Genomic DNA, 23,542 nt, shown 5'->3' with positions numbered 1-23,542 from the left:
TTACTGTCCTCCAAACACTAACAACAAGAACACAGCAGCGCATTTATACATCGCCAATTACACATCGGTAATGAAAAACGGCCCCGAAGGGCCGCAGTCACTCAAGAGGCGGGTTTGTCGCCGTACCAGCGCGGCGTATACACCCACTCACCACCCTCGGCACGAGGGAACACGCAGGTAGTGGACGAACCGATCAGCACCATGGTGCGCATGTCCACCTGGTCCGGGGTCAATTGGCCCAGGGTGGTGACACGCAAGGTTTGGCCCGGGCGGCCAATGTCACGACCCAACACCACAGGTGTTTCAGCTGTGCGGTGCTGTGCGACGATCTCCAGTGCCCGGCCCAACTGCCACGGACGCGAACGGGAGATCGGGTTGTAGAAGGCCAGGGCCAGATCGGCCTGGGAGGCCAGGTCGAGACGCTTCTCGATGATCGCCCAGGGCTTGAGGTTGTCCGACAGCGACATCACGCAGAAGTCATGTCCCAGCGGTGCGCCGGCCTGAGCGGCAGTGGCCAGGGACGCAGAAACGCCGGGGAGAATTTCCAGATCGACGTTGTGCCAGTTTGAATCGGACGATTCGTGCAAAGCCTCCAGCACCGCGGCAGCCATGGCGAACACACCCGGATCCCCCGAAGAAACCACCACCACCGAGCGCCCCTGAGCCGCGAGTTCGAAAGCGTGGCGGGCACGCTGCATCTCTTCGCGGTTGTCGGTGCAGTGCATCACCTGATCGGCGCGGAACGGGCCGGCCATGCGCACGTAGGTTTCATAACCCAGCACGTCATTGGCCCTCGCCAGTTCGGCCTTGACCGCCGGCACCATCAGTTCGGCCGCGCCCGGGCCCAGACCAATCACCGCCAGACGCCCGCGAGGACGGCCGACCAGCAGCGGATCGACAGGCTCGGCGGCGACCACGATGACCAGGTCGCTATTGGCCTCGATCACCTTCAACGCAGAGGGCGCCGCGTTCCGTGCGTGATCGAGCACACTGCCGGGCCGGGCGCTGAAACGCAGCGGCACACCCAGTTCAAGCGCGGCTTCGCGCAATGCGCCGTTGGCCATGTCGCTTTCGCCGGCCAACAAACAGGCCAGAGATTGCAGCGCAATGTTCGCCTCATGCAGAGCTGTGCGAATGGCGTTAGTCAGATCAGGCGTTGCCGCCGTCACGGCCACCACGACGTTGCGTGGATAAATCATTAGCTCGTCGGCACTTGGCTGGCGCTCGATATGACCGACATGAATCGTCAATCGCGCCTGTCGATCTTCCGGCAATTGCGCCTCGGCCAGCCAGGGCGCCGGACCTTCGATACGCACCGACTCGCCCGCGAGCAAATCGCTGACAAAGCGTTTGCCCAGTTCCAGATCGCCAAGGGTATAGCCGCTGGGCGGGTTGAGCAGACAGGTGCCGAAACGCAGTTCGCCGCTGGTAGTGATGGCCGCCGCGACGTCCAGGGCGGCAGCGATTTCCCGCGCTAAAACATTCACCCCGCCCAAGCCACCGAGCAGCGGCACCACGGCGCTGCCGTCCTCGGCCACGGCCAATACCGGCGGCTCGGCGCCTTTCTCCAGCAACAACGGCGCCAGGGTGCGGATGACGATACCGGCCGCACACAGAGCAATGATCGGCGTGTCCTGCTGATAGAACTCACGCAGGGTCGCACCGAACTCGTGATACGTGCGGTCGGCGCCTTCAACCCGTTCGGCCAGGCCGTGAATCAAGGCCTCTGGATAGCGCTGCTGGATCCTGCGCGCCGTAGCGAGGCTGCCGTTGCCCAGAACGACAATGGCCGGAGCAGGACGGGCCATCAACCTTGCCACCGTTCGCCGGGGACGATAATCAGCGAGAAGTACGGCGACGACATCGGCTCGACTTCACCCAGCGGAACAATCTTCTGATTGGCCATGGTCGCGCGCTCGACGTACAGCGCACGCTCAGCCAGACCGAGCTCTTCCAGCACTTGCCGGACCTTGGGGAAGTTGCGCCCCAGTTTCATGATGACCGCCGCATCAGCATCGGCCAGACGGCGCTTGAGGTCGTCGTGAGGCAGCACACCAGACAGCACCGACAGGCTCTGATTGCGATACACCAGCGGCGCACCCAGTACCGAAGCACCACCGAGCATCGAGCACACACCTGGCACCACTTCGGCTTCATAACGGCCGGCCAGGCGGTCATGCAGGTACATGTAGGAGCCGTAGAAGAACGGGTCGCCTTCGCAGATCACCGCCACGTCGCGACCGGCGTCCAGATGCGCCGCAAGCTGTGCACTGGCGGTGTCATAGAAATCGCTGATCACTTGCTCGTAGGACAACGGCGCGGGCAACGCTTCAGTAGTCACCGGATACACCAGCGGCAGCAGGTTTTGGGCATCCTGTAAATGCGCCTCGATGATGCCGAAGGCATTGCCCTTTTTGCCCTTGGCGACGAAGTACGCCACCACCGGCGATTCGCGTAGCAGGCGCAGGGCCTTGACGGTAATCAGTTCCGGATCACCAGGGCCGACGCCAAGGCCGATCAAACGTCCAGGTTGCTGCATCATTCGATCTCCGTGGCGAGGGCATTGACGGCGGCGGCGGCCATGGCGCTACCGCCCAGCCGGCCTTGCATGATGACGAAGGGCACGCCGCGACTGTCGGCCGCAAGCATCGCCTTGGATTCGGCGGCGCCGACAAAGCCCACCGGGAAGCCGAGGATCAGCGCCGGTTTCGGGGCGCCGGCGTCGAGCATTTCCAGCAGATAAAACAGCGCGGTCGGCGCGTTGCCGATCACCACCACGCTGCCTTCCAGATGCGGGCGCCACAGTTCCAGCGCCGCGGCGGAACGGGTGTTGCCCAACTCCCGGGCCAGATCAGGAACGCTGTCATCGCGCAGGGTGCAGATGACCTCGTTGTTCGCTGGCAAACGAGCGCGGGTCACGCCTTCGGAAACCATTCGCGCGTCACACAGAATCGGCGCACCAGCAGCCAGCGCATCGCGCCCGGCCTTGCCCGCGCCTTCGGAGAACTGCAGACCGTCAATCGCATCGACCATGCCACAGGCGTGAATCACCCGGACCGCGAGTTTTTCCAGATCGGCCGGGATTCGCTCGAGGTTGGCCTCGGCGCGAATGATCGCGAAGGAGTTGCGATAGATCTCCTGACCGTCGCGGATGTAATCAAGCATCAAGGGGGCTCCGTGAGCGGACGTCGAGCAAGGCGTCGACCGCTTCAATAGTAAGGTTGCGTGCGTGCAGGGCGCCGAAACCCGGCTGCCCCGCATCGAAGAAATAGAGGTCGTAGTGACCGGGGGCGACTGCCAGCAAAGTAACCGGCGCCACATGGGCGGCGGCGCAGGAACGCTGGCAGCCGGATAGATGCACGTTCAGAACATGACCATGACGTTGCAGCAGCGCGGCCAGTTGCAGGGCATCGCCCTTGGTCTCGGCCAGGCCTTTTGCGCAGCCGCTGGAGCCAGTGCAGGCGATCAACCGTGATAACGGCTGATCGGCTTTGCACAGCAGGCCCAGCTCTTCCAGGCGCTGGATGACCTCAGGCACATCCTCTTGGCGAACATTGGGCAACAACAGACTTTGCCATGGGGTGAACCGCAGGCAGCTGTCGCCGAACTCAACGGCCAGTTGCGCCGCGCCCCTGAGCATGGAGGGATCGAGACGCCCCAGAGGCGGCACGGCACCGACGTAGAAACGATCGGCTTGCGCCTGCGGATTAGCGCCGATATGCAGAACGTCCGGGCTCGATGAGCGCTGCCAATCACCGATGGATTTCAATGACAGGCGTTCGGCCAGTCGAGCGAGGAACCCGGCGACCGGGTATTCAGCCAGCAAATGACGCATACGCGTCTGTTCGGGACGCGCCAGCTCGAGAAACAACTCAAGCACCGCGACCACCAACGTGTGGCCGTCCTCCCGGCGCACCACGCCGGCCGGAGCCTGCGTCGGGCATCCGGCCAGACCGAAGGCCAGCCATTCCTCGCCGTCTCGTTCAACGGCGCTCAACCACAGATCATGAGCATGTTCGAGCATCGCCAACGCCTCGCCACCATCGAGTTGCACCGCAAACTTGGGGCTGAGGTCGTGGAAATGAGGGTGACTTTGCAAAGTCACAAGCAATTGCTCGGCCAACGGACGCGTGTCGAACAACATCTGCCGATCAATCCCGGCAGTCGGGCTGAGCATCAGGTTACGCACATCGTCGCCCGCCGCAGTGCGTGGGCCCAGGCCTGCGGCGAGCAGGCTGTCGATCAATGCCCGTTGCCCATCACCTATCCCGCGTATCTGCAGGTTGGCACGGTTGGTTGCCTCGATCACCCCCCCGGCGAAGCGCTCAGCCGCATCGGCCACCGCTTCGGCCTGAGCCGCACTGATCGAACCGCCATTCAATTTGATCCGACAGATCCCGCCATCCAGGGCCTGGACGATACGCAGCAACCCCGGGCAAGCCGAGGGACGCAGCGTCGAAATGGAAGAATGTACCGCAGCTGGTGTTTTCAAAATGCGCCCGTGGTGAAGCACTTCCCTATGGAAGGCGCCGTATTATGCCTGCTTTGAGCCGGGGGATGAAAAGCTGCCTGACAAGGTGCCGGATCAATGCCGCGCGAGACCTTTGCACCGGCACTCGTGTGCACTGATTCGACAATATTTATGGAAGGGTCACAGCTTCATATTCACCAGATAACTCATGCTTCGCTCGGTGATCTTATTACGCATCGCCTCAGCGAGTTCGCAAAAGCGCTTGCGATCGAGGGTAAACACACCGTAATGCATGACCAGCGTGACATCGTGATTCTCCCATCGCAAAAAGAGAAACTGTTCTGTGGTTTTGGCATAGGCAAACCACAAATGATGGAAGGCGATCGTCAAGTTACCCTGGCGATCATAGTTGCAAGGCATAACTTGAAGGTCCCGCCCCTTCTCCCGCGAACTTTTCAAACTCAGCGTCTGGGACGCCTCCAGATTCTCTTTCAATGCCAGGAACGCACGGGAAGTCACATCATACAAAGAGGGTGTGACGACGGGTTTTAGTTTTTCCAGAACAACATCGCAGATCGGCTCATAGAGCGTTGTCTTGAGCGACTCCAGCATGACCGGGCGTTCATGCCGCCATCCGAGCTGCCATAACCCCAACGTATAGTGCTGCAGCCACTCATACCACTGGGTTTTCCGATCGTAGACGGTATCGGTGTATTGCTCCAGGTACAGCGTGCAATCCAGTACTGCCTGCTGATCTTGCGCAGAAACATCCCCGGTAAAAGTAGCCAGCGTACTTCCCGCGACCGTTGCTCGTCCATTACTGGAAACAGAGCCGGCCTGGTTCGAACTGATCTCAGGGGAGCGCTTCGGTGTAGTCTGAAAGACTGGCTGTCCCGGTGAAGGACGCTCTAGCTGGAGAAAGTCCAATCGCTCTTCAAGACTCGCAGAATCCTTGGTTATTTCAAACATATCAACTTCCTTTTAAATGGCCAACCCACAATAAACACTCAGTAAAAACCCGGACAAGCAAACAACTGCCCTTGCCCAGCAACATACAAATAACGGATACAAGGGAAATTTCAAGCAATCAGATCAATCCCGTCACATTCAATCAAAACAGAATATTTTATGGCTCAAGTCAAATAACCAGCGATCCATTCGGCAGGCCGTAAAAATTTAAAGCACAACAAACCTCTTGCGAAAAAGCGGGCTGACGGAATTCTGTTTCTCCAACGCATGGCACACGAAAAAACACCTCAAGCGAGGTATCATCCCTGATTGATTCCAACTGATAACAACCGACGCAGTTGTGCAGTATTTTTCCGAGGAGCAGGCATGACGCCCTGGCTGACAGTAACAGGCATCGGTGAAGACGGCTTCAAAGGCCTGGGCAAGAACGCCCGACGCGCTCTGCTGGGCGCTTCACGCATCTTCGGTAGTCAGCGCCAGCTGGATTTACTGCCTGTATGCATTCGCGGGGAGCGCCAATTGTGGCCCAGCCCATTTTCACTTACGCCAGTGCTGGATCGACGCGGAGAGCAAGTCTGCGTACTGGCCAGTGGCGATCCAATGTTGTTCGGCGTCGGCGCCAGCCTGGCTCGGCAAGTTCCTGGCAATGAAATGTTGATTCTCCCGGCGCCCTCCTCTTGCTCCCTCGCTGCGGCGCGGATGGGCTGGCCGTTGCAGGACGTAGTGACGCTGTCGGTGGTCGCCCGCCCCATTGCCGCTCTTAACGCGCAATGGTTCAGCGGCGTTCGTTTACTGGTCCTGAGTAATGACGGCCAAAGCCCAGCCACCATCGCCACACTGTTGCGTGAGCGGGGCTTCGGGCCAAGCCGGATCACGGTGCTGGAGCATTTGGGTGGCCCTGCTGAACGACGCGTCGAAGGCATTGCCAACGACTGGAGCGAGCCGACCATCGCCGATCTGAACCTGATCGCCATCGAATGCATCGCCGAACCCGATACGCCGCGCCTGTCGCGACTGGCCGGCCTGCCGGACTCGGCCTTCAAGCACGACGGCCAACTGACCAAACGCGACGTGCGCGCGATCACCCTGGCCCGCCTGGCCCCGGTCCCCGGCGAACTCTTGTGGGACGTCGGCGCCGGCAGCGGTTCGATCAGCATCGAATGGATGCGTGCCCATCCGAGTTGCAGGGCGCTGGCCATCGAGGCTGATGAAGGGCGGCAGGCGTTGATCGAGCACAACCGCGACACCCTCGGTGTGCCCGGCCTGCAACTGATTCGCGGCAGTGCGCCGCAAGCCCTGGACGGACTCGAACGCCCGGATGCGATTTTCATCGGTGGCGGGGTAACCCGCTTGGGCGTACTCGACACTTGCTGGGCCGAACTCAAGCCCGGCGGCAGATTGATCGCCAACGCGGTCACGCTGCAAAGTGAAATGACCCTGATGGCCTGGCGCGAACAGCATGGCGGGGAGCTGACGCGCATTCATATCGCTCAGGCGCAGCCCTTGGGGGATTTCGATACCTGGCGCCAGGCGTTGCCGATTACGCTATTAGAAGTGACGAAGCCCTTCGATGCGTGACGAAACCGCCGAACAACCTGCCCCACTGCGCAGCGGCCTGACCACCGGTAGCTGTGCGACTGCCACCAGCCTTGCTGCCGCGCGCTTGTTGCTCAGCGGGGTGAGTCATGACGCGGTGGACATCGTCCTGCCTAAAGGCAAGAACGTGCAGATGCGCCTGGAGTTTTGCCGTCTGGCCGAGGGTGGCGCCGAAGCCGGAACGATCAAGGATGCCGGCGATGATCCGGACGTCACCCACGGCGCGCTGCTGTATTCCCATGTGCGCCTGAATGCCGAACCGGGGATACGTTTCAGCGCAGGCTTGGGTGTCGGCACGGTCACTCGGCCGGGATTGGTGCTGGGTGTTGGCGAACCGGCGATCAACCCGGTGCCGCGCAAGATGATCACCGATCACCTGCTGCAACTGGCGCAAGAGCGCAATTACGACGGCGGCTTTGAGGTCACGGTCAACGTCGAGGGCGGCGAAGCCCTGGCACTGAAAACCATGAATCCACGGCTGGGCATCCTCGGTGGTTTGTCGATTCTGGGTACCAGCGGCATAGTCCGGCCGTTTTCCTGCGCGGCCTATATCGCCTCGATCCACCAGGGCATCGATGTCGCCAAAACCAACGGCTACCTGCACATCGCCGCCTGCACCGGCAACGCCAGCGAAGACACCATGCGCCGCGTCTACGACCTGCCGGAAATCGCCCTGATCGAAATGGGCGACTTCGTCGGCGCGGTGCTCAAGCACCTGCGCAAAGTGCCTGTGGATAAACTCAGCATTTGCGGCGGCTTCGGCAAGATCAGCAAACTCGCCGCCGGACATATGGACCTGCACAGCCGTCATTCGAGCATCGACCTGCCGCAACTGGCGCAATGGGCAGCGGACGCCGGCGCCGATGACGCTTTGCAGCAAGCCATTCGTGGAGCCAATACCAGTCAACAAGCCTTGGCCATGGCCAGCGCTGTCGGAGTCGCCCTCGGCGATGCAGTCTGCCAACACGCCCTGGACTTCGCCCGCAGCGTGGTGCCGGCGCAGGTTCAGGTCGAGGTATTCGCCATCGACCGTCAGGGTGGCATCGTCGGCCATGCCGGAGGTTTTCAGTGAAACGTTTACTGCTGCTCGGCGGCGTTACCGAAGCCTTGGCGATTGCCCGCACCCTCGGCCCGCAACATATCTACAGCCTGGCGGGTGTCGGTCGGGTGCCAACGGACTTGTCCTGTCAGGTCCGGGTTGGCGGTTATGGCGGCGCGGCAGGCCTGGCGCAGTTTATCCAGGACGAAGGCATCGATTTGCTGCTGGACGCCACTCACCCCTACGCCGCGCAAATCAGCCAGAACGCTGCCACCGCGGCGCAATTGCGCGGCATACCCTGCTGGGCGCTGCGGCGACCGGCGTGGCAAGCACAAGCGGGGGATGACTGGCAGGAAGTCAGCGACTGGGCCGAACTGGTTGAAGCGCTCAAAACCTTCAAACGCCCGCTATTCACCCTTGGTCGTGAGCCGCTGCAACATCTGGATGAAATCCCGCAAGGGCAGTTCTGGACCTTGCGCGCGCTCGACAGCTATCCCGGCAATTCGCGTTGCGAAGTGATCGGCGCCCGTGGGCCGTTTCTGCTGGACGATGAGCGGGAGCTGTTCGAGCGGCGGCAGATTGATGTGCTGATCAGCAAAAATAGTGGTAGCAGTGCGACCGAGCCCAAGCTTGAAGTGGCGCGGGTACGTGGGGTCCCGGTGTTGATCTTGAAGCGGCCGGAGCTGGCGGGGGTTGAGCGGGAGTTTGGGACGGTGGATGAGGTATTGGAAGCTCTGGAGCGACAAGGGCTGATTTGATTCACGGCCTTGCGTACGCTGGCGACTTTACACACAGCACAATACGAAAGACCTGACTGGCTCAGCCAAAAGCCACTGCCCTATATTTCCTCGCCCCACTCCTCCTGCCGACATCGCCGCTCCTCCGCACAGCGTCGACAGCTTGCCAAATCGTATCCCAAGGAATACGCTTCAAGATGATCGATTTTGAACAATCCATTGAGTTCGCTAACTGGCTTACGGCCTTGAAAGACAAAATCGGCAAAGTCCGTGTCCTGGCAAGACTTAGAGCCGCGGAACTGGGAAACTTTGGTGATTGTGAACCCGTGGGAGAAGGGGTCTCGGAAATGCGAGTTCATTATGGTCCCGGGTATCGGATCTATTTCACGCGTAAAGGCGCAGTGATCTATCTGCTACTCACCGGAGGCGATAAATCGACTCAACAGCGAGACATCAAACGCGCTAAGCAAATGGCGCAAAACCTCGGAAGTGAGGAGTAAAAACATGACAGAACAATTTACCCGCTTCGATGCCGCCGAATATCTCAAGACACCCGAAGATATGGCGGCGTACCTTGATGCCTGTTTCGACGAAGACGCAGGCGACGGCGTACTTGTACGAGCAGCACTCAACGATATAGCCCGAGCTCAAGGCATGACTCAGGTTGCACGCGACGCAGGCCTCGGCCGTGAAAGCTTGTACAAAGCTCTGGGTAGCAACGGCAATCCTGAGTTCGCGACTATCATGAAGGTCATGAAAGCCCTCGGCCTGAAACTGCACGCCACTGCGGCCTAAGTGCGCTGCGACACCAAACCGCACGCGGTCTTTTTACTTATCGCCCTTGATCAGGCTAAATACCCCGCTTGATCGTCCACCTCAACGGATCTGACCGATGTCCCGACAACGGCTTGCATTTGCCTGGATCGCCTGCTTCGCAGTGCTGTTCAACATGCTCGCCATGCCGATTTCCGGGACGATGGCCCAGGCGGCGAATCAGTCGCCTGCCGAGCAGTTGTTGTGGGGCAGTTTCTGCTCCTCGAACGGCAGCAAACTGATGGCGACTTCGTTGGGCACGCTTGAGCAAAAAGCTCCGCAAAACGACGATCACTCCAACATGCAGCATTGCTGGTGCTGTTCGGGTTCTGCACCATTGGTGGCGCTGCCCGGGCATGTGCCGCAGTTGTATTTCGCGCACTTTGAATCCACCCAAAGCCTGCCAGCGCACTCCCTTGAAAAGCCCACGCCGCGCCAGCAATGGCCGAGCCTCAATCCCCGCGCTTCCCCTCTGAGCTGATTGCTTCTCGCAACTGATCTGCGTTTTCAATCGTTCTGGAGAACTGCCATGTTGAAACAATCCCTAGTGAAGCAATCACTGCTTCTCGCCGCGCTGCTGTTGCCTGCCTGCTTTGCCAATGCTCACGAATACACTGCCGGCGAGTTACACATCGCTCATCCGTGGTCACAGGAACTGCCACCTAATGCCCCGACCGTCGCGGCCTATTTCGTCATTCACAACAACGGCAAAACCGCCGACCGCCTGCTCAGCGTGGCCTCACCGATTTCCGGCAAGGCCGAGTTGCACGAGCATGTAAGGCAAGGCGATCTGATGAAAATGCAGCAAGTACCCAGTGTGGAAATTCCTGCCGGTGGCGACATTACTTTTGCTCCGATGGCGTACCACGTGATGCTGCTGGAACTCAAAGACCGTAGCCTTCTGAGTGACGGAAAACGCTTCCCGCTGACCCTGCATTTCGAGAAGTCCGGCGATGTAACAGTTGAGGTCGCCGTGCAGAAGCAAGCGCCAGCAGGCACTGAAAAGCACATGCACGCCCAGTAATCACAGACCACAACACCTGTGAACGCCCTGCGCTCGCCAAGCGGCAGGCGATCAGCGCCACGTCATGATTTGTTGAGGGTCAAGCGCGGTAGCTGGATCAGCCTGTTCGCCATGCTGATGATCTTTATCGGTCCGCTGATTTCCCAAGCGATGCCGATGGATCACGCCATGCCAATGAACATGTCGATGAACATGCGCATGGACGAGCCCGGCTGCCACGACACTGCGCAACACGATTCCAAACCCGTCAAGGCTCCCGCCAAGCAGCAAATGCTCTGGGAAAAGTGCGGGTATTGCAGCCTGCTGTTCAACTGCCCGGCGCTGCCCGGTAGCCTGTCGTTCTCGGCATTCGACACACCGCCGTCGACGAGCTTTTGCAGCCCTTCCCCGCACCTGGGTCATGCCCGGCAAGCAGTCTTCCCCGGTGCCCGCACCCGCGCCCCGCCCATCGTCACGTAAGCACCCACACCTCACATCGCCCGGCCGACTGTAGAAAAGACAGCCGCAGGCTGCTGGCCGTGCTGTTTACGATCGAACATTAAAAGATCCACTGTCGAAGCGGAGCACTCATGATGAGTCAACCCAAAGTGTCTTTCTACAACCTCGCCTGGCGCTGGCATTTCTATGCCGGGCTGTTTGTCGCGCCGTTCATGGTGATGCTGGCCCTGACCGGGATCATCTACCTGTTCAAACCCCAACTCGACCCGTTGATGTACGGCAACCTGCTAAACGTCCCCGCGGGTCATCACACGCTGAGTGCCGATGAACAACTGCGGCGCGTGCAAGCCGCTTATCCACAGGGGCAGATCAAGCAATACCTGCCGCCAGTCAACATTGAGCGCAGCGCGCAGTTCGTGGTGAAAAACGACGGTCATGAACTTAACGTGTTTATCGATCCTTATCGTGGGGAAATCCTCGGCGACCAGGACGCCAAGAGCAATCTGCAAGCCATCGCCCGCGCCATTCATGGTGAGTTGATGATCGGTACCGTGGGTGATCGACTGGTCGAACTGTCCGCTGGCTGGGGCATCATGCTGGTGATTTCCGGCCTGTACCTGTGGTGGCCACGAGGCAAGTCGTCGGCCGGTGTGCTGTGGCCACGCTTGAGCAATCGCGGGCGCCTGTTCTGGCGCGACCTGCATGCGGTGACCGGTTTCTGGGGCGCGGCGTTTCTGCTGGTGATGCTGCTCAGCGGCATGACCTGGACCGGTGTCTGGGGCAAGCAATACGCCGACCTCTGGAACCGCTTCCCGGCAGCCATGTGGAACGAGGTGCCCAAGTCCGATCAGGAGGCGCGCAGCCTCAATACCGCGACCCGCCAGACCGTGCCGTGGGCCATGGAAAACACGCCGATGCCGATCTCCGGCGACCATGCCGAACACATGGCTCATGGTGCGGCGACCTCCGCTCCCGCTGCTCCGACTATTTCCTTACAAGACGTGCAGAACATCGCGGTCCAGCGTCAGGTCGAGCCGGGCTACAGCATCACCTTCCCGACCACCGCCACCGGTGTGTTCACCATCGCCCTGTTCGCCGACGACCCGCGCAACGATGCCACCCTGCACGTCGATCAATACACCGGCAATGTACTCGCCGATGTGCGCTGGCAGCACTACAGCACCGTCGCCCGCGCCACGGAAGTCGGCGTGATGCTGCATGAAGGCAAGATGTTCGGCGCGTTCAATCAGCTAGCCGTCCTGCTGGTGTGCCTGATGATTTTGCTCAGCGCGGTCAGCGGTGTGGTGATCTGGTGGAAGCGTCGTCCACAGGGTCGACTCGGTGTACCGCCGTTACGCCATGACCTGCCAAAGTGGAAAACCGCGATGGTCATCATGTTCGCGTTGGCGGTGGCATTTCCGTTGGTGGGGGCTTCGTTGATTGTGGTGTGGGTCTTTGATCGGGTGCTGCTGTCGCGTTTGACGGGGAAAGCTGAGTCGGCCTCATCTTTAACCTGAAGACTGCGAGATACATAAAACGGCTTGGCAGGCTCTACAATGCCAGCCCGCACCGAATCGTCGACGAACGAGCTCTTGTGGCGAGGGAGCTTGCTCCCGCTGGGTTGCGAAGCAGCCCTGAAATCAGCGACCCGGTTCCATCAGGCAGACCGCGAGCGATGGTTTTACGGCTGCTTCGCAGCCCAGCGGGAGCAAGCTCCCTCGCCACAGGGTTACGCACGACCTTAGAATGAGTATCGAATGACCTCGCTGAACCTCACCAACCTGTCCTGGACCCCTCTGGGTCACGGCCATTGTCATCACCAGTTCCAATTGCGTGAGGCCAACCTGCATGTAGCGGCGGGTGAGTTCGTGGGTTTGATCGGGCCTAACGGCAGCGGCAAGACCAGCCTGCTGCGCTGTGCCTGGCGCTTCAGCAAACCGCAAAGCGGCGAGGTCAGACTCGAACATCACAACGTCTGGAAACAGTCACCTCGCTGGTGCGCGCAACGCATCGCGGTGGTGCTGCAAGAATTCCCCGATGCCTTCGGCCTGACCGTCGATGAAGTGGTCGCCATGGGCCGCATGCCGCACAAAGGTCTGTTCGATGGTGACAGCCGGGAAGACCGCCGCATCAGCCAGCAAGCACTGGAATCGGTTGGCCTGTCGGGCTTCGAGGACCGCGCTTTCGCCACCCTGTCCGGTGGCGAAAAACAGCGGGTAATCCTCGCCCGCGCACTCGCTCAGCAACCGCAACTGCTGCTCCTCGACGAGCCGACCAACCACCTCGACCCACGCTATCAGCTGGAGCTGTTGCAACTGGTCAAACGCTTGCAGATCGGTACCCTCGCGAGCATCCACGACCTTAATCTCGCTGCGGCATTTTGTGACCGGCTGTACGTCATCGACGGCGGGCGCATCGTCGCCAGCGGTACGCCGAGCGAAGTACTGACCGTCCCTTTATTGCGCGAAGTGTTCGGTGTCGAGGCCTTGATCGATCAACACCCACTGTCCGGCTACCCCCGAATTACCTGGATAACCCAACCATGATGTTGCCTTCCTTACTGCGCACCAGCCTGTCCATCGCCCTGCTTTTGGGCGCTGCCCAGGCATTCGCCGAGGCCACCCATTACCCGCTGACGATTCACAGCTGCAACCGGCAGGTGACCTTCAAACAGGCGCCGAAACACGCCCTCAGCCACGACATCAACATGACGCAAATGATGCTCGCCCTCGGCCTCAAACCGAGCATGGTCGGGTACAGCGGCATCAGTGGCTGGAAAGCGGTGACGCCTGAAATGCAGACCATTCTCGAGGGCTTGCCGGAACTGGCGGCCAAATACCCGTCGGTGGAAACCCTGCTCAATGCCAACGTCGACTTCCTCTTCGCCGGCTGGGATTACGGCATGCGCGTGGGCGGTGACCTGACGCCGCAGACCCTCGGCCCGCTGGGAATCAACGTCTACGAACTGACCGAGTCCTGCGCCTTCGTGATGAAGCGTCCGCCAGCCACTCTTGAAGATACTTACAACGACCTGCGCAACCTCGGGAAGATTTTCGACGTGCAGGATCGCGCCAACCAGTTGATCGCGCAGATGCAGCAACAGATCGCCGATGTTCAGCAGGGTCTGCCAGCAGAAAAACCCCGAGTCTTCCTCTACGACAGCGGCGAAGACCGCGCCATGACCTCCGGACGCCTGGGCATGCCACAAGCGCTGATCGACGCCGCCGGCGGGCGCAATATCCTCGATGACGTCGAGGCCAGCTGGACCCGGGTCAACTGGGAAAACGTGGTCGAGCGCAATCCGCAGGTGATCGTGATCGTCGACTATGGCGAAGTCAGCGCCGGACAGAAGCAGCAGTTCCTGTCGAGCAACCCGGCATTGCAATCGGTGGACGCAATCAAGAACCAGCGTTTCATCGTCATTCCCTACGTCCAGGCCACGCCGGGCATCGATAACGTCGCGGCGATTGAAACCATGGCCAAGGGTTTCCACGGCGAATGATCAACCGTCGTTATGCCTTGCTGCTGATCGGTCTCGGCGCGCTGCTGCTGGTGTCCTGCGTGGTGTCGCTGGGTTTTGGTTCGGCGCGGGTGCCGGTGGACGTGGTCTGGCGGATTCTGCTGCACAAGGCATTCGGTCTCGGCGAGGTGAGCTGGAGTGCCGGGCAGGAACACATCGTCTGGCTGATTCGCGTACCGCGGATGTTGCTCGGTGCACTGGTGGGCGCCGGGTTGGCGTTGATTGGCGCGGTGCTGCAAGCGGTGACCCGCAACCCGCTGGCCGATCCGCACCTGCTGGGCGTGACCTCCGGCGCCACGTTGGGCGCGGTGATCGTGGTGTTGCATGTCGGTGAAATCGTCGGCCTGCTGACCCTGCCCATCGCGGCGTTTATCGGTGCCTTGCTGAGCATGCTGGTGGTGCTGGCCATCGCCAATCGCAATGGTCGGCTGGACAGTGATCGGCTGCTGCTGTGCGGCGTCGCGGTGTCCTTCGTGATGATGGCGATCGCCAACCTGCTGCTGTTTCTCGGTGATCACCGCGCGAGTTCGGCGGTGATGTTCTGGATGCTCGGTGGCCTCGGTCTGGCGCGCTGGGAACTGTTGACGATTCCCGCCGCCAGTGTCTTGCTCGGGCTGGTTTTACTGCTGGGCATGGCAAGGCCGCTGAACGCCTTGATGGCCGGTGAACAAACCGCCGTGACCCTGGGCCTGAATGCCCGCACCGTGCGTTTACGGGTATTTTTGATCGCCTCGCTGATGACCGGCGTACTGGTGTCCATCAGCGGTTCGATCGGCTTTGTCGGGCTGATGGTGCCGCACATCGCCCGCCGCCTGGTCGGCGCCGAGCATCGGCGATTGCTGCCGGTGTGCGTGTTGCTGGGGAGTGTTTTTCTGGTGTGGGTCGATGTCGCAGCGCGGACATTGATCGCGCCTGAAGACTTGCCGATTGGGGTCGCTACGGCGGCGATTGGCGGACTGTTCTTCATCGGCCTGATGCGTAGACGCTGAAATCCTGTGGGAGCGTGGCTTGCCCGCGAAGAACGATAACGCGCAATACCTGAAAAACCGCGGTGTTCGCTTCGCGGGCAAGTCGGATCGCCGCACCGCCGCTCCCACAAGGGATGCAACCCTGCGCCCCAATCTGGCGCGCCCAGACGCACCGTCCTGCCGAGCTTGTTCACTCATGGTGCGCCGCTCGCCCTCTTCCCCCCCGCCAATACGACATTTCCTTGCCTTTCTCCGACTAGGCACAACCCTTGCTAATACCCCTTCAGCGCTGCCAATCAAAAAAACTCAAGTACATGGAGATCGCACAATGAAGCGTCGTAGCTTGATCAAGGCTTTCACACTGTCGGCATCGATTGCCGCAATGGGCATGACCTGGAGCATCCAGGCCGCCGAGACCATCAAGGTCGGGATCCTGCACTCATTGTCAGGGACCATGGCGATCTCTGAAACCTCGCTTAAAGACATGGCGCTGATGACCATTGACGAGATCAACGCCAAGGGCGGCGTCAACGGCAAGATGCTCGAACCGGTGGTCGTTGACCCGGCATCGAACTGGCCGCTGTTCGCCGAGAAAGGTCGGCAGTTGCTAACCCAGGACAAGGTCGCGGTGGTGTTTGGCTGCTGGACCTCGGTGTCGCGTAAATCGGTGTTGCCGGTGTTCGAAGAACTCAACGGCCTGCTGTTCTACCCGGTGCAATACGAAGGCGAAGAGATGTCGCCGAACGTCTTCTACACCGGTGCGGCGCCGAACCAGCAGGCGATCCCGGCGGTGGAATACTTGATGAGCGAAGAGGGCGGCAGCGCCAAGCGCTACTTCCTGCTGGGTACCGACTACGTTTACCCGCGTACCACCAACAAAATTTTGCGCTCGTTCCTGCACGCCAAAGGTGTCGCGGACAAGGACATTGAAGAGGTCTACACCCCGTTCGGCCACAGCGATTACCAGACCATCGTGGCGAACATCAAAAAGTTCTCGGCGGGTGGCAAGACCGCGGTGATCTCCACGGTGAACGGCGACTCCAACGTGCCGTTCTATAAAGAGCTGGCCAACCAGGGTCTGAAAGCTACCGACGTTCCGGTCGTGGCGTTCTCGGTGGGCGAAGAAGAGCTGCGCGGCATCGACACCAAACCGCTGGTGGGCAACCTTGCGGCGTGGAACTACTTCGAGTCGGTGGAGAACCCGGTCAACCAGAAATTCGTCGCCGACTGGAAAGCCTATGCCAGGAAGAAAAACCTGCCGGGCGCGGATAAAGCCGTGACCAACGACCCGATGGAGGCCACTTACGTCGGCATCCATATGTGGGCGCAGGCCGTGGAGAAAGCCAAATCCACCGACGTCAACAAAGTCCGCGAAGCCCTGGCCGGCCAGACCTTCGCTGCGCCGTCGGGCTACACCCTGACCATGGACAAGACCAACCATCACTTGCACAAACCGGTGATGATCGGCGAGATCCAGGCCAACGGTCAGTTCTCGGTGGTCTGGCAGACCGAAGGCCCGATCCGCGCCGAACCTTGGAGCCCGTTCATTCCGGGTAACGACAAGAAGCCGGATTATGCGGTGAAGAGCAACTAAGCACTGGATGTCTGACACGGGTGCAGAACCCGAGTCAGACGCAACTTCTGTGGGAGCTGGCTTGCCTGCGAATGGGCCAACACGGTCTTTCTGACCGAACGCCTTCGCGGGCAAGTCGGATCGCCGCACCGCCGCTCCCACAATGTCCGCGCAAGGCCAACGATATGCCCACTGCCCTTTACCGCGTCTTTCTCACTGTCTTGCTGCTATTACCTATAACCGCTCACGCCGGCGACGCCGAAGACTTCGTCGCAGCCAATCCGGTGCAGCAAGCCAAGCTACTGGAAACCTGGGCCGCGCAGCCCGATCCGGCCCGAGTCGAGCTGATCAACGCCCTGCAACAAGGTGCGTTGACCGTCGATGGCCAAGCCAAAACCCTGCGCCTGAACAACCGCCTGCGGGGTCTGATCGACACCACGCTGGCCAGTCATCAACTGCTCGCCGCTGACGTCAACATGCGTCTGAGCGCCGCGCAGCAACTGCAAAAAAGCGCAAAGCCGGCGCAACTGAAATTCCTCGACCAGCAACTCGCCGGCGAAAAAGACCCAGTTGTTCACGCCGCTCTGAGCCTGGCGCTGGCCAACCTGCAACTGGTGGACGGCGATCCAGTCGTGCGTCTGGCAGCCGTGCGCCTGCTCGGCGAAACCGGTGACCCGTTGGCCCGCACCCGCCTCGAAGGCCTGCTCGAACCCGGCGTTGAAGTCGACGCGACTGTTCGTACCGCCGCCGAAACCAGCCTGGCGCAGGTCAAACGCAAACTGATGGTCGGCGAGATGCTGGGGCAGGCGTTCAGCGGCATGTCGCTGGGCTCGATTCTGCTGCTTGCGGCACTGGGACTTGCGATCACTTTCGGCCTGCTCGGGGTCATCAACATGGCCCACGGCGAGATGCTGATGCTGGGTGCCTACTCCACTTATGTGGTGCAGTTGCTGTTCCAGCGTTTCCTCCCGCAAGCCATCGAGTTCTATCCGCTGGTGGCACTGCCGGTGGCGTTTTTCGTCACTGCCGGCATAGGCATGGCGCTGGAACGCACGGTGATTCGCCATCTCTACGGTCGCCCCTTGGAAACCCTGTTGGCGACCTGGGGTATCAGCCTGATGTTGATCCAGCTGGTGCGTCTGCTGTTCGGTGCGCAGAACGTCGAGGTCGCCAATCCGGTCTGGCTCTCGGGCGGGATTCAGGTGCTGCCGAACCTGGTGCTGCCGTACAACCGCATCGTGATCATCGCGTTCGCCTTGTTCGTCGTGGTGCTGACCTGGCTGCTGTTGAACAAGACCCGCCTCGGGCTGAACGTGCGCGCCGTGACCCAGAACCGCAACATGGCCGCCTGCTGCGGCGTGCCCACCGGACGCGTGGACATGCTCGCCTTCGGCCTCGGTTCGGGTATCGCCGGGCTTGGTGGTGTGGCGCTGAGTCAGGTCGGCAACGTCGGTCCGGATCTGGGTCAGAACTACATCATCGACTCGTTCCTGGTGGTGGTGCTCGGCGGTGTTGGCCAGTTGGCCGGTAGCGTGCTGGCGGCCTTCGGTCTGGGTATCGCCAACAAGATTCTCGAACCACAGATCGGTGCCGTGCTCGGCAAGATCCTGATCCTCGCGCTGATCATTCTGTTTATCCAGAAACGCCCGCAAGGACTCTTCGCACTGAAAGGACGGGTGATCGACTGATGAACCAGCCTCTGATGCTTACGGCGACAAAAAAAGCCGGACCCAAAGTCACCCTGATCGTCGGCAGTGTGGTGCTTGCGCTGCTGCTGGCGTTGCCGCTGTTCTCCCTGTTGTCAGCGGACAACCCGCTACATGTCTCGGCCTATACCCTGACCTTGGTGGGCAAGATTCTGTGCTACGCGATTGTCGCGTTGGCGCTGGATCTGGTCTGGTCTGGGGTTATGCCGGATTGCTGTCCTTGGGTCACGGCCTGTTCTTTGCCCTCGGCGGTTACGCCATGGGCATGTATTTGATGCGCCAGGCCGCGGGCGATGAGTTACCTGCGTTCATGACCTTTCTGTCATGGACCGAATTGCCGTGGTACTGGACCGGCACCAGCAGCTTCCTTTGGGCGATGTGTCTGGTCGTACTGGCGCCGGGTTTGCTCGCACTGGTATTCGGCTTCTTCGCCTTCCGCTCGCGGATCAAGGGCGTGTATTTCTCGATCATGACCCAGGCCCTGACCTTCGCCGGGATGCTGTTGTTCTTCCGCAACGAAACCGGGTTTGGCGGCAACAACGGCTTCACCAACTTCCGCAGCATTCTCGGTTTCGGCATCACCGAACCGGGCACTCGCGCAGTGCTGTTCGTGGCCACGGTACTGTTGCTGGTGGCCAGTCTGTTCATTGGCTGGCGCCTGGCGCAAAGCAAGTTCGGCCGGGTGCTGACCGCCCTGCGTGACGCGGAAAACCGCCTGATGTTCTGCGGTTATGACCCGCGCGGTTTCAAGCTGTTTGTCTGGGTGTTGAGCGCAGTGCTGTGCGGCTTGGCGGGTGCGTTGTATGTGCCGCAGGTGGGGATCATCAACCCCGGCGAAATGTCGCCAACCAATTCCATTGAAGCCGCCGTGTGGGTCGCCCTTGGCGGGCGCGGCACGCTGATCGGGCCATTGCTCGGGGCTGGCGTAGTCAACGGCATGAAGAGCTGGTTCACCGTGGCCTTTCCCGAGTACTGGCTGTTCTTCCTCGGTGCGCTGTTCATCGTCGTGACCCTGTATCTGCCTAAAGGCGTGATCGGCCTGCTGAAGAAAAGGGGTGAGCAATGAGAATTACTCCAACAGCGGAATTCATGCTCGAACCTATTCTTGAGCCCAATAAAGACCGGGGCAGCAGCCGCGATGCCATCGGCCTGGGACACAGTGCCGGCAAAGGCCTGAACACTCGCCACGGCACCATCCTGACCCTGGAAGACATCAGTGTCAGCTTCGATGGTTTCAAGGCGCTGAACGATTTGAATCTGTACATCGGCGTCGGCGAATTGCGCTGCATCATCGGCCCCAACGGCGCCGGTAAAACCACGCTGATGGACGTGATCACCGGCAAGACCCGGCCCAGCCACGGCAAGGCCTGGTTCGGCGAAACCCTCGATTTGACGCAGATGAGTGAAGTGCAGATCGCCCAGTCCGGGATCGGTCGCAAGTTCCAGAAACCGACGGTGTTCGAAGCCTTGAGCGTGTTCGAGAACCTTGAGCTGGCGCAGAAAACCGACAAGTCGGTATGGGCCAGCCTGCGGGCCAGGCTCAGTGGCGAGCAGAAAGATCGCATCGCCGAGGTGCTTGAAACCATTCGCCTCACCGCCTCGGTGCATCGCCCGGCGGGTTTGCTGTCCCATGGCCAGAAGCAGTTTCTGGAGACCGGCATGTTGTTGATGCAGGACCCGCAACTGCTGCTGCTCGATGAGCCGGTAGCGGGCATGACCGACGCCGAAACCGAATTCACCGCCGTACTGTTCAAGAGCCTGGCCGGCAAGCATTCGCTGATGGTGGTGGAGCATGACATGGGCTTCGTCGGCTCGATTGCCGATCATGTCACGGTGTTGCACCAGGGGAGTGTGCTGGCCGAAGGTTCGCTGGAGCAGGTGCAGGAGAATGAGCGCGTCATCGAGGTTTATCTGGGGCGCTGAACGCAATCTGCCTTTGTGGGAGCTGGCTTGCCTGCGAATGGGCCACCTCGGTTTTCCAGACAGGACGCCTTCGCGGGCAAGCCCGCTCCCACAAGATCTCAAGGGGAATTTGAACATGCTCCAAGTCGACAAGCTGCACCAGTACTACGGCGGTAGCCATATCCTGCGGGGGCTGTCGTTCGACGTGAAAGTCGGCGAAGTCACCTGCCTGCTCGGGCGTAACGGCGTCGGCAAGACCACCCTGCTCAAATGCCTGATGGGCCTGCTGCCCGCCAAAGAAGGCGCGGTGAATTGGGAAGGCAAGGCCATCACCGGTTACAAGCCGCACCAGCGAGTTCACGCCGGGATCGCCTATGTGCCGCAAGGCCGGGAAATCTTCGGCCGGCTGACGGTGGAAGAAAACCTGCTGATGGGCTTGTCACGATTCCCGGGGGCTGAAGCCAAAGAGGTCCCGGCGTTCATCTATGAATTGTTCCCGGTGCTGTTGCAAATGAAACAACGCCGCGGCGGCGACCTGTCCGGCGGTCAGCAGCAACAGTTGGCCATCGGCCGTGCCCTGGCCAGCCGCCCACGACTGCTGATTCTCGACGAACCCACCGAAGGCATTCAGCCGTCAGTGATCAAGGAGATCGGTGCGGTGATCAAGAAACTGGCGGCACGCGGCGACATGGCCATTCTGCTGGTGGAACAGTTCTACGATTTCGCCGCCGAACTGGCCGATCAGTACCTGGTGATGTCCCGGGGCGAGATCGTCCAGCAAGGCCGTGGTGAACATATGGAAGCCGAAGGTGTACGCGGGCTGGTTACGATCTAATCTGTAGCGTCCTGACAATAACTGGAAATCATGAATCTTCCTGCCCATACCGCACTGTTCACCCCAAGCTGGCACGCCGAGCTGGAACTCGGCTACGCCCGATTCGGCGACAGCACGCGTCCGGTCCAGCGCCGGCACAAAGGCCCGCTGCGGGTGCAGAAGCATCTGTATGCCGAAGGCCCGCAAGTCTGCCAACACATCATCGTGCACCCGCCGGGCGGGATTGCCGGCGGTGATCGACTGGACGTCCGCGCCCATGTCGGCACCGATGCCTGGGCGCAATTGACCAGCCCCGGCGCTGCCAAATGGTATCGCGCCGCCGGGCCGGCTTACCAGACACTGGATTTGCACGTGGCTGCGGGTGCGACACTGGAATGGCTACCGCAGGAAACCATCATCTTCAGTGCCGCTCAGGCTGAGCTCAGCACCTCTATCGAACTGGAAGGCGATGCCCGGTTGTTCTACTGGGATGTGATGGCGCTGGGTCGTCCGGCCAGTGGCGAGCGCTTTGATGCTGGGCACTTTCAATCGCAACTGGATATCCGCCGCGATGGCCAGTTGCTCTGGCATGAACGCCAGCGCATTGTCGGCAATGACGGCTTGCTCGACTCACCGATCGGCCTCGACGGACAACCGGTGTTTGCGACGATGTTGGTGACGGGCGACGTCGATAGCGAATTGCTGGAGAAGTGCCGCTCGCTGCCCAATGATGTGCGTGGGGATCTGACGCAGTTGCCGGGGCTTTTGGTCGCCCGTTGCCTGGCCAGTGAAGCGTTATTGGCTCGCGGCTGGCTGATCGATTTGTGGCGGTTGTTGCGGCCGGTGTTGCTCGGCCGTGAAGCTGTCCCCCCAAGAATATGGAGTACTTGAGGGCCACCCCTCACCCCCCGCCCTCTCCCCAGAGGGGAGAGGGAGCCTGACCGAGTTGAAATGGAAAAATATTTTCGACACAAAAATATAACTGACGGATCCGGCCCACACAAACAACCGAGATCAGTCCCCTCTCCCCTCTGGGGAGAGGGCTAGGGTGAGGGGTGGCTGTCACTGACACACACCTACTGCAAGCAACTCACGAAAACTGCCCAACTGACGGACCCCCAATGGACCTGACCCCACGCGAAAAAGACAAGATGCTGATCTTCACCGCCGGCCTCGTGGCTGAGCGGCGGCTGGCCCGCGGCGTGAAACTCAATTACCCGGAAGCCATGGCCTACATTTCCGCAGCGCTGCTCGAAGGCGCCCGTGACGGGCAGACCGTAGCCGAGCTGATGCACTACGGCACCACCCTGCTCAGCCGCGAACAGGTGATGGAGGGCATCCCGGAAATGATCCCGGAGATCCAGGTCGAAGCAACCTTCCCCGACGGTACCAAACTGGTCACTGTCCACCAACCCATCGCCTGAGACCGCGCCATGACCTACATCATTCGCGATGCGCAGCATGCCGACTTGCCAGCGATCCGCGACATCTACAACGACGCCGTGCTGAACACCACGGCGATCTGGAATGAACAAGCCGTCGATCTTGCCAACCGTCAGGCCTGGTTCGACGCCCGGCAATCTCAGGGTTATCCGATTCTGGTGATTGTCGACGGCGACAACAGCGTACTCGGCTACGCTTCGTTCGGTGACTGGCGGCCCTTCGATGGCTTCCGGCATACCGTCGAGCACTCGGTGTATGTGCGCAGCGACCAACGCGGCAACGGCCTCGGCCCACGGCTGATGGAGGTGCTGATCGAGCGTGCCAGGGGCTGCGGCAAACACGTGATGGTCGCGGCCATCGAGAGCGGCAACGCGGCTTCGATTCGCCTGCATGAACGGGCCGGCTTCATCACCACCGGGCTGATGCCGCAAGTGGGCACCAAGTTCGGCCGCTGGCTCGATTTGACTTTTATGCAACTGACCCTCAACCCAGGCGCGGAGCCGCCGAACGCCAAAACGGAGTGACCCTC

Annotated in this window: 23 protein-coding genes and 2 pseudogenes; 20 read left to right on the top strand and 5 right to left on the bottom strand. The window is 60.6% G+C overall.

Features of this window, described 5'->3' with window-relative positions:
* Window positions 1-101: 101 nt before the first annotated feature.
* From cobJ to AC3I0A_RS02885, 5 genes are all read right to left on the bottom strand, one after another.
* On the bottom strand, window positions 102-1,808 hold the full coding sequence (gene cobJ, locus AC3I0A_RS02905; protein ID WP_489376156.1) for a precorrin-3B C(17)-methyltransferase: 1,707 nt from the start codon (window positions 1,806-1,808) through the stop codon (window positions 102-104).
* Window positions 1,808-2,539, bottom strand: a complete 732-nt coding sequence (locus AC3I0A_RS02900; RefSeq protein ID WP_489378393.1) for a precorrin-2 C(20)-methyltransferase — start codon at window positions 2,537-2,539, stop codon at window positions 1,808-1,810. Before AC3I0A_RS02900 ends, cobJ begins: the two co-directional genes overlap by 1 nt.
* Window positions 2,539-3,165: a precorrin-8X methylmutase gene (locus AC3I0A_RS02895; RefSeq protein WP_489376155.1), complete on the bottom strand. Its 627-nt coding sequence runs from the start codon at window positions 3,163-3,165 to the stop codon at window positions 2,539-2,541. The genes AC3I0A_RS02900 and AC3I0A_RS02895 overlap by 1 nt, the downstream gene beginning before the upstream one ends.
* Window positions 3,158-4,462, bottom strand: a complete 1,305-nt coding sequence (cobG, locus tag AC3I0A_RS02890) for a precorrin-3B synthase (protein ID WP_489378392.1) — start codon at window positions 4,460-4,462, stop codon at window positions 3,158-3,160. Before cobG ends, AC3I0A_RS02895 begins: the two co-directional genes overlap by 8 nt.
* A 189-nt stretch (window positions 4,463-4,651) precedes the next feature.
* Window positions 4,652-5,440: a hypothetical protein gene (locus tag AC3I0A_RS02885; protein WP_489376154.1), complete on the bottom strand. Its 789-nt coding sequence runs from the start codon at window positions 5,438-5,440 to the stop codon at window positions 4,652-4,654.
* A 366-nt stretch (window positions 5,441-5,806) separates the two neighbouring features.
* Between AC3I0A_RS02885 and cbiE the strand changes: the two genes are divergently transcribed.
* The 20 genes and pseudogenes from cbiE to AC3I0A_RS02785 all read left to right on the top strand — a co-directional run bounded on the left by cbiE (window position 5,807) and on the right by AC3I0A_RS02785 (window position 23,537).
* The gene (cbiE, locus tag AC3I0A_RS02880; protein WP_489376152.1) at window positions 5,807-7,018 is read left to right on the top strand and encodes a precorrin-6y C5,15-methyltransferase (decarboxylating) subunit CbiE; all 1,212 of its coding nucleotides are present in this window, start codon (window positions 5,807-5,809) and stop codon (window positions 7,016-7,018) included.
* Window positions 7,011-8,108, top strand: coding sequence for a cobalt-precorrin-5B (C(1))-methyltransferase (locus tag AC3I0A_RS02875; RefSeq protein ID WP_489376151.1), 1,098 nt, complete (start codon window positions 7,011-7,013; stop codon window positions 8,106-8,108). Before cbiE ends, AC3I0A_RS02875 begins: the two co-directional genes overlap by 8 nt.
* Complete coding sequence (locus AC3I0A_RS02870) at window positions 8,105-8,833, top strand: cobalt-precorrin-6A reductase (protein WP_489376150.1); 729 nt, start codon at window positions 8,105-8,107, stop codon at window positions 8,831-8,833. The genes AC3I0A_RS02875 and AC3I0A_RS02870 overlap by 4 nt, the downstream gene beginning before the upstream one ends.
* 176 nt (window positions 8,834-9,009) lie before the next feature.
* Window positions 9,010-9,312, top strand: a complete 303-nt coding sequence (locus tag AC3I0A_RS02865; RefSeq protein WP_489376148.1) for a type II toxin-antitoxin system RelE/ParE family toxin — start codon at window positions 9,010-9,012, stop codon at window positions 9,310-9,312.
* 4 nt (window positions 9,313-9,316) lie between these two features.
* Window positions 9,317-9,607 (top strand): addiction module antidote protein, encoded by a 291-nt coding sequence (locus AC3I0A_RS02860; RefSeq protein ID WP_489376147.1) that lies wholly within the window; start codon window positions 9,317-9,319, stop codon window positions 9,605-9,607.
* Between the two features lie 97 nt (window positions 9,608-9,704).
* A complete protein-coding gene (locus AC3I0A_RS02855) occupies window positions 9,705-10,106 on the top strand; it encodes a DUF2946 domain-containing protein (RefSeq protein ID WP_489376146.1) in 402 nt (133 codons plus the stop codon).
* A gap of 48 nt (window positions 10,107-10,154) precedes the next feature.
* Window positions 10,155-10,649, top strand: coding sequence for a copper chaperone PCu(A)C (locus tag AC3I0A_RS02850; protein WP_489376145.1), 495 nt, complete (start codon window positions 10,155-10,157; stop codon window positions 10,647-10,649).
* A 111-nt stretch (window positions 10,650-10,760) separates the two neighbouring features.
* Window positions 10,761-11,108 (top strand): DUF2946 domain-containing protein, encoded by a 348-nt coding sequence (locus tag AC3I0A_RS02845; protein ID WP_489378390.1) that lies wholly within the window; start codon window positions 10,761-10,763, stop codon window positions 11,106-11,108.
* A 113-nt stretch (window positions 11,109-11,221) separates the two neighbouring features.
* Window positions 11,222-12,604 carry a PepSY-associated TM helix domain-containing protein gene (locus AC3I0A_RS02840; RefSeq protein WP_489376143.1) on the top strand — a complete coding sequence of 461 codons (1,383 nt, stop codon included), beginning with the start codon at window positions 11,222-11,224 and terminating at the stop codon, window positions 12,602-12,604.
* A 240-nt stretch (window positions 12,605-12,844) separates the two neighbouring features.
* Window positions 12,845-13,381: pseudogene (locus tag AC3I0A_RS02835) on the top strand (ABC transporter ATP-binding protein); the annotation flags it as partial.
* A gap of 248 nt (window positions 13,382-13,629) precedes the next feature.
* On the top strand, window positions 13,630-14,589 hold the full coding sequence (locus tag AC3I0A_RS02830) for an ABC transporter substrate-binding protein (RefSeq protein ID WP_489376142.1): 960 nt from the start codon (window positions 13,630-13,632) through the stop codon (window positions 14,587-14,589).
* Window positions 14,586-15,596: a FecCD family ABC transporter permease gene (locus tag AC3I0A_RS02825; RefSeq protein WP_489376141.1), complete on the top strand. Its 1,011-nt coding sequence runs from the start codon at window positions 14,586-14,588 to the stop codon at window positions 15,594-15,596. The genes AC3I0A_RS02830 and AC3I0A_RS02825 overlap by 4 nt, the downstream gene beginning before the upstream one ends.
* A gap of 307 nt (window positions 15,597-15,903) precedes the next feature.
* A complete protein-coding gene (urtA, locus tag AC3I0A_RS02820) occupies window positions 15,904-17,169 on the top strand; it encodes an urea ABC transporter substrate-binding protein (RefSeq protein WP_489376140.1) in 1,266 nt (421 codons plus the stop codon).
* 164 nt (window positions 17,170-17,333) lie between these two features.
* Window positions 17,334-18,836 carry an urea ABC transporter permease subunit UrtB gene (gene urtB, locus AC3I0A_RS02815; protein ID WP_489376138.1) on the top strand — a complete coding sequence of 501 codons (1,503 nt, stop codon included), beginning with the start codon at window positions 17,334-17,336 and terminating at the stop codon, window positions 18,834-18,836.
* A pseudogene (gene urtC, locus AC3I0A_RS02810) lies at window positions 18,836-19,920 on the top strand (urea ABC transporter permease subunit UrtC). The gene urtB and the pseudogene urtC overlap by 1 nt, the downstream one beginning before the upstream one ends.
* Window positions 19,917-20,777 carry an urea ABC transporter ATP-binding protein UrtD gene (urtD, locus tag AC3I0A_RS02805; protein ID WP_489376137.1) on the top strand — a complete coding sequence of 287 codons (861 nt, stop codon included), beginning with the start codon at window positions 19,917-19,919 and terminating at the stop codon, window positions 20,775-20,777. The pseudogene urtC and the gene urtD overlap by 4 nt, the downstream one beginning before the upstream one ends.
* A 115-nt stretch (window positions 20,778-20,892) precedes the next feature.
* Complete coding sequence (gene urtE / locus AC3I0A_RS02800; protein WP_489376136.1) at window positions 20,893-21,591, top strand: urea ABC transporter ATP-binding subunit UrtE; 699 nt, start codon at window positions 20,893-20,895, stop codon at window positions 21,589-21,591.
* A 30-nt stretch (window positions 21,592-21,621) separates the two neighbouring features.
* On the top strand, window positions 21,622-22,461 hold the full coding sequence (locus tag AC3I0A_RS02795) for an urease accessory protein UreD (protein WP_489376134.1): 840 nt from the start codon (window positions 21,622-21,624) through the stop codon (window positions 22,459-22,461).
* 230 nt (window positions 22,462-22,691) lie between these two features.
* On the top strand, window positions 22,692-22,994 hold the full coding sequence (gene ureA, locus AC3I0A_RS02790) for an urease subunit gamma (RefSeq protein WP_489376133.1): 303 nt from the start codon (window positions 22,692-22,694) through the stop codon (window positions 22,992-22,994).
* Window positions 22,995-23,003: 9 nt separating this feature from the next.
* Window positions 23,004-23,537 (top strand): GNAT family N-acetyltransferase, encoded by a 534-nt coding sequence (locus AC3I0A_RS02785; RefSeq protein ID WP_489376132.1) that lies wholly within the window; start codon window positions 23,004-23,006, stop codon window positions 23,535-23,537.
* The last annotated feature ends 5 nt before the right edge of the window (window positions 23,538-23,542 follow it).

The sequence above is a fragment of the Pseudomonas sp. KH_024_B2 genome (assembly GCF_057839965.1).
Note: the sequence above shows the minus strand (reverse complement) of the source record. Positions and strands in the feature narration are given on the sequence as shown.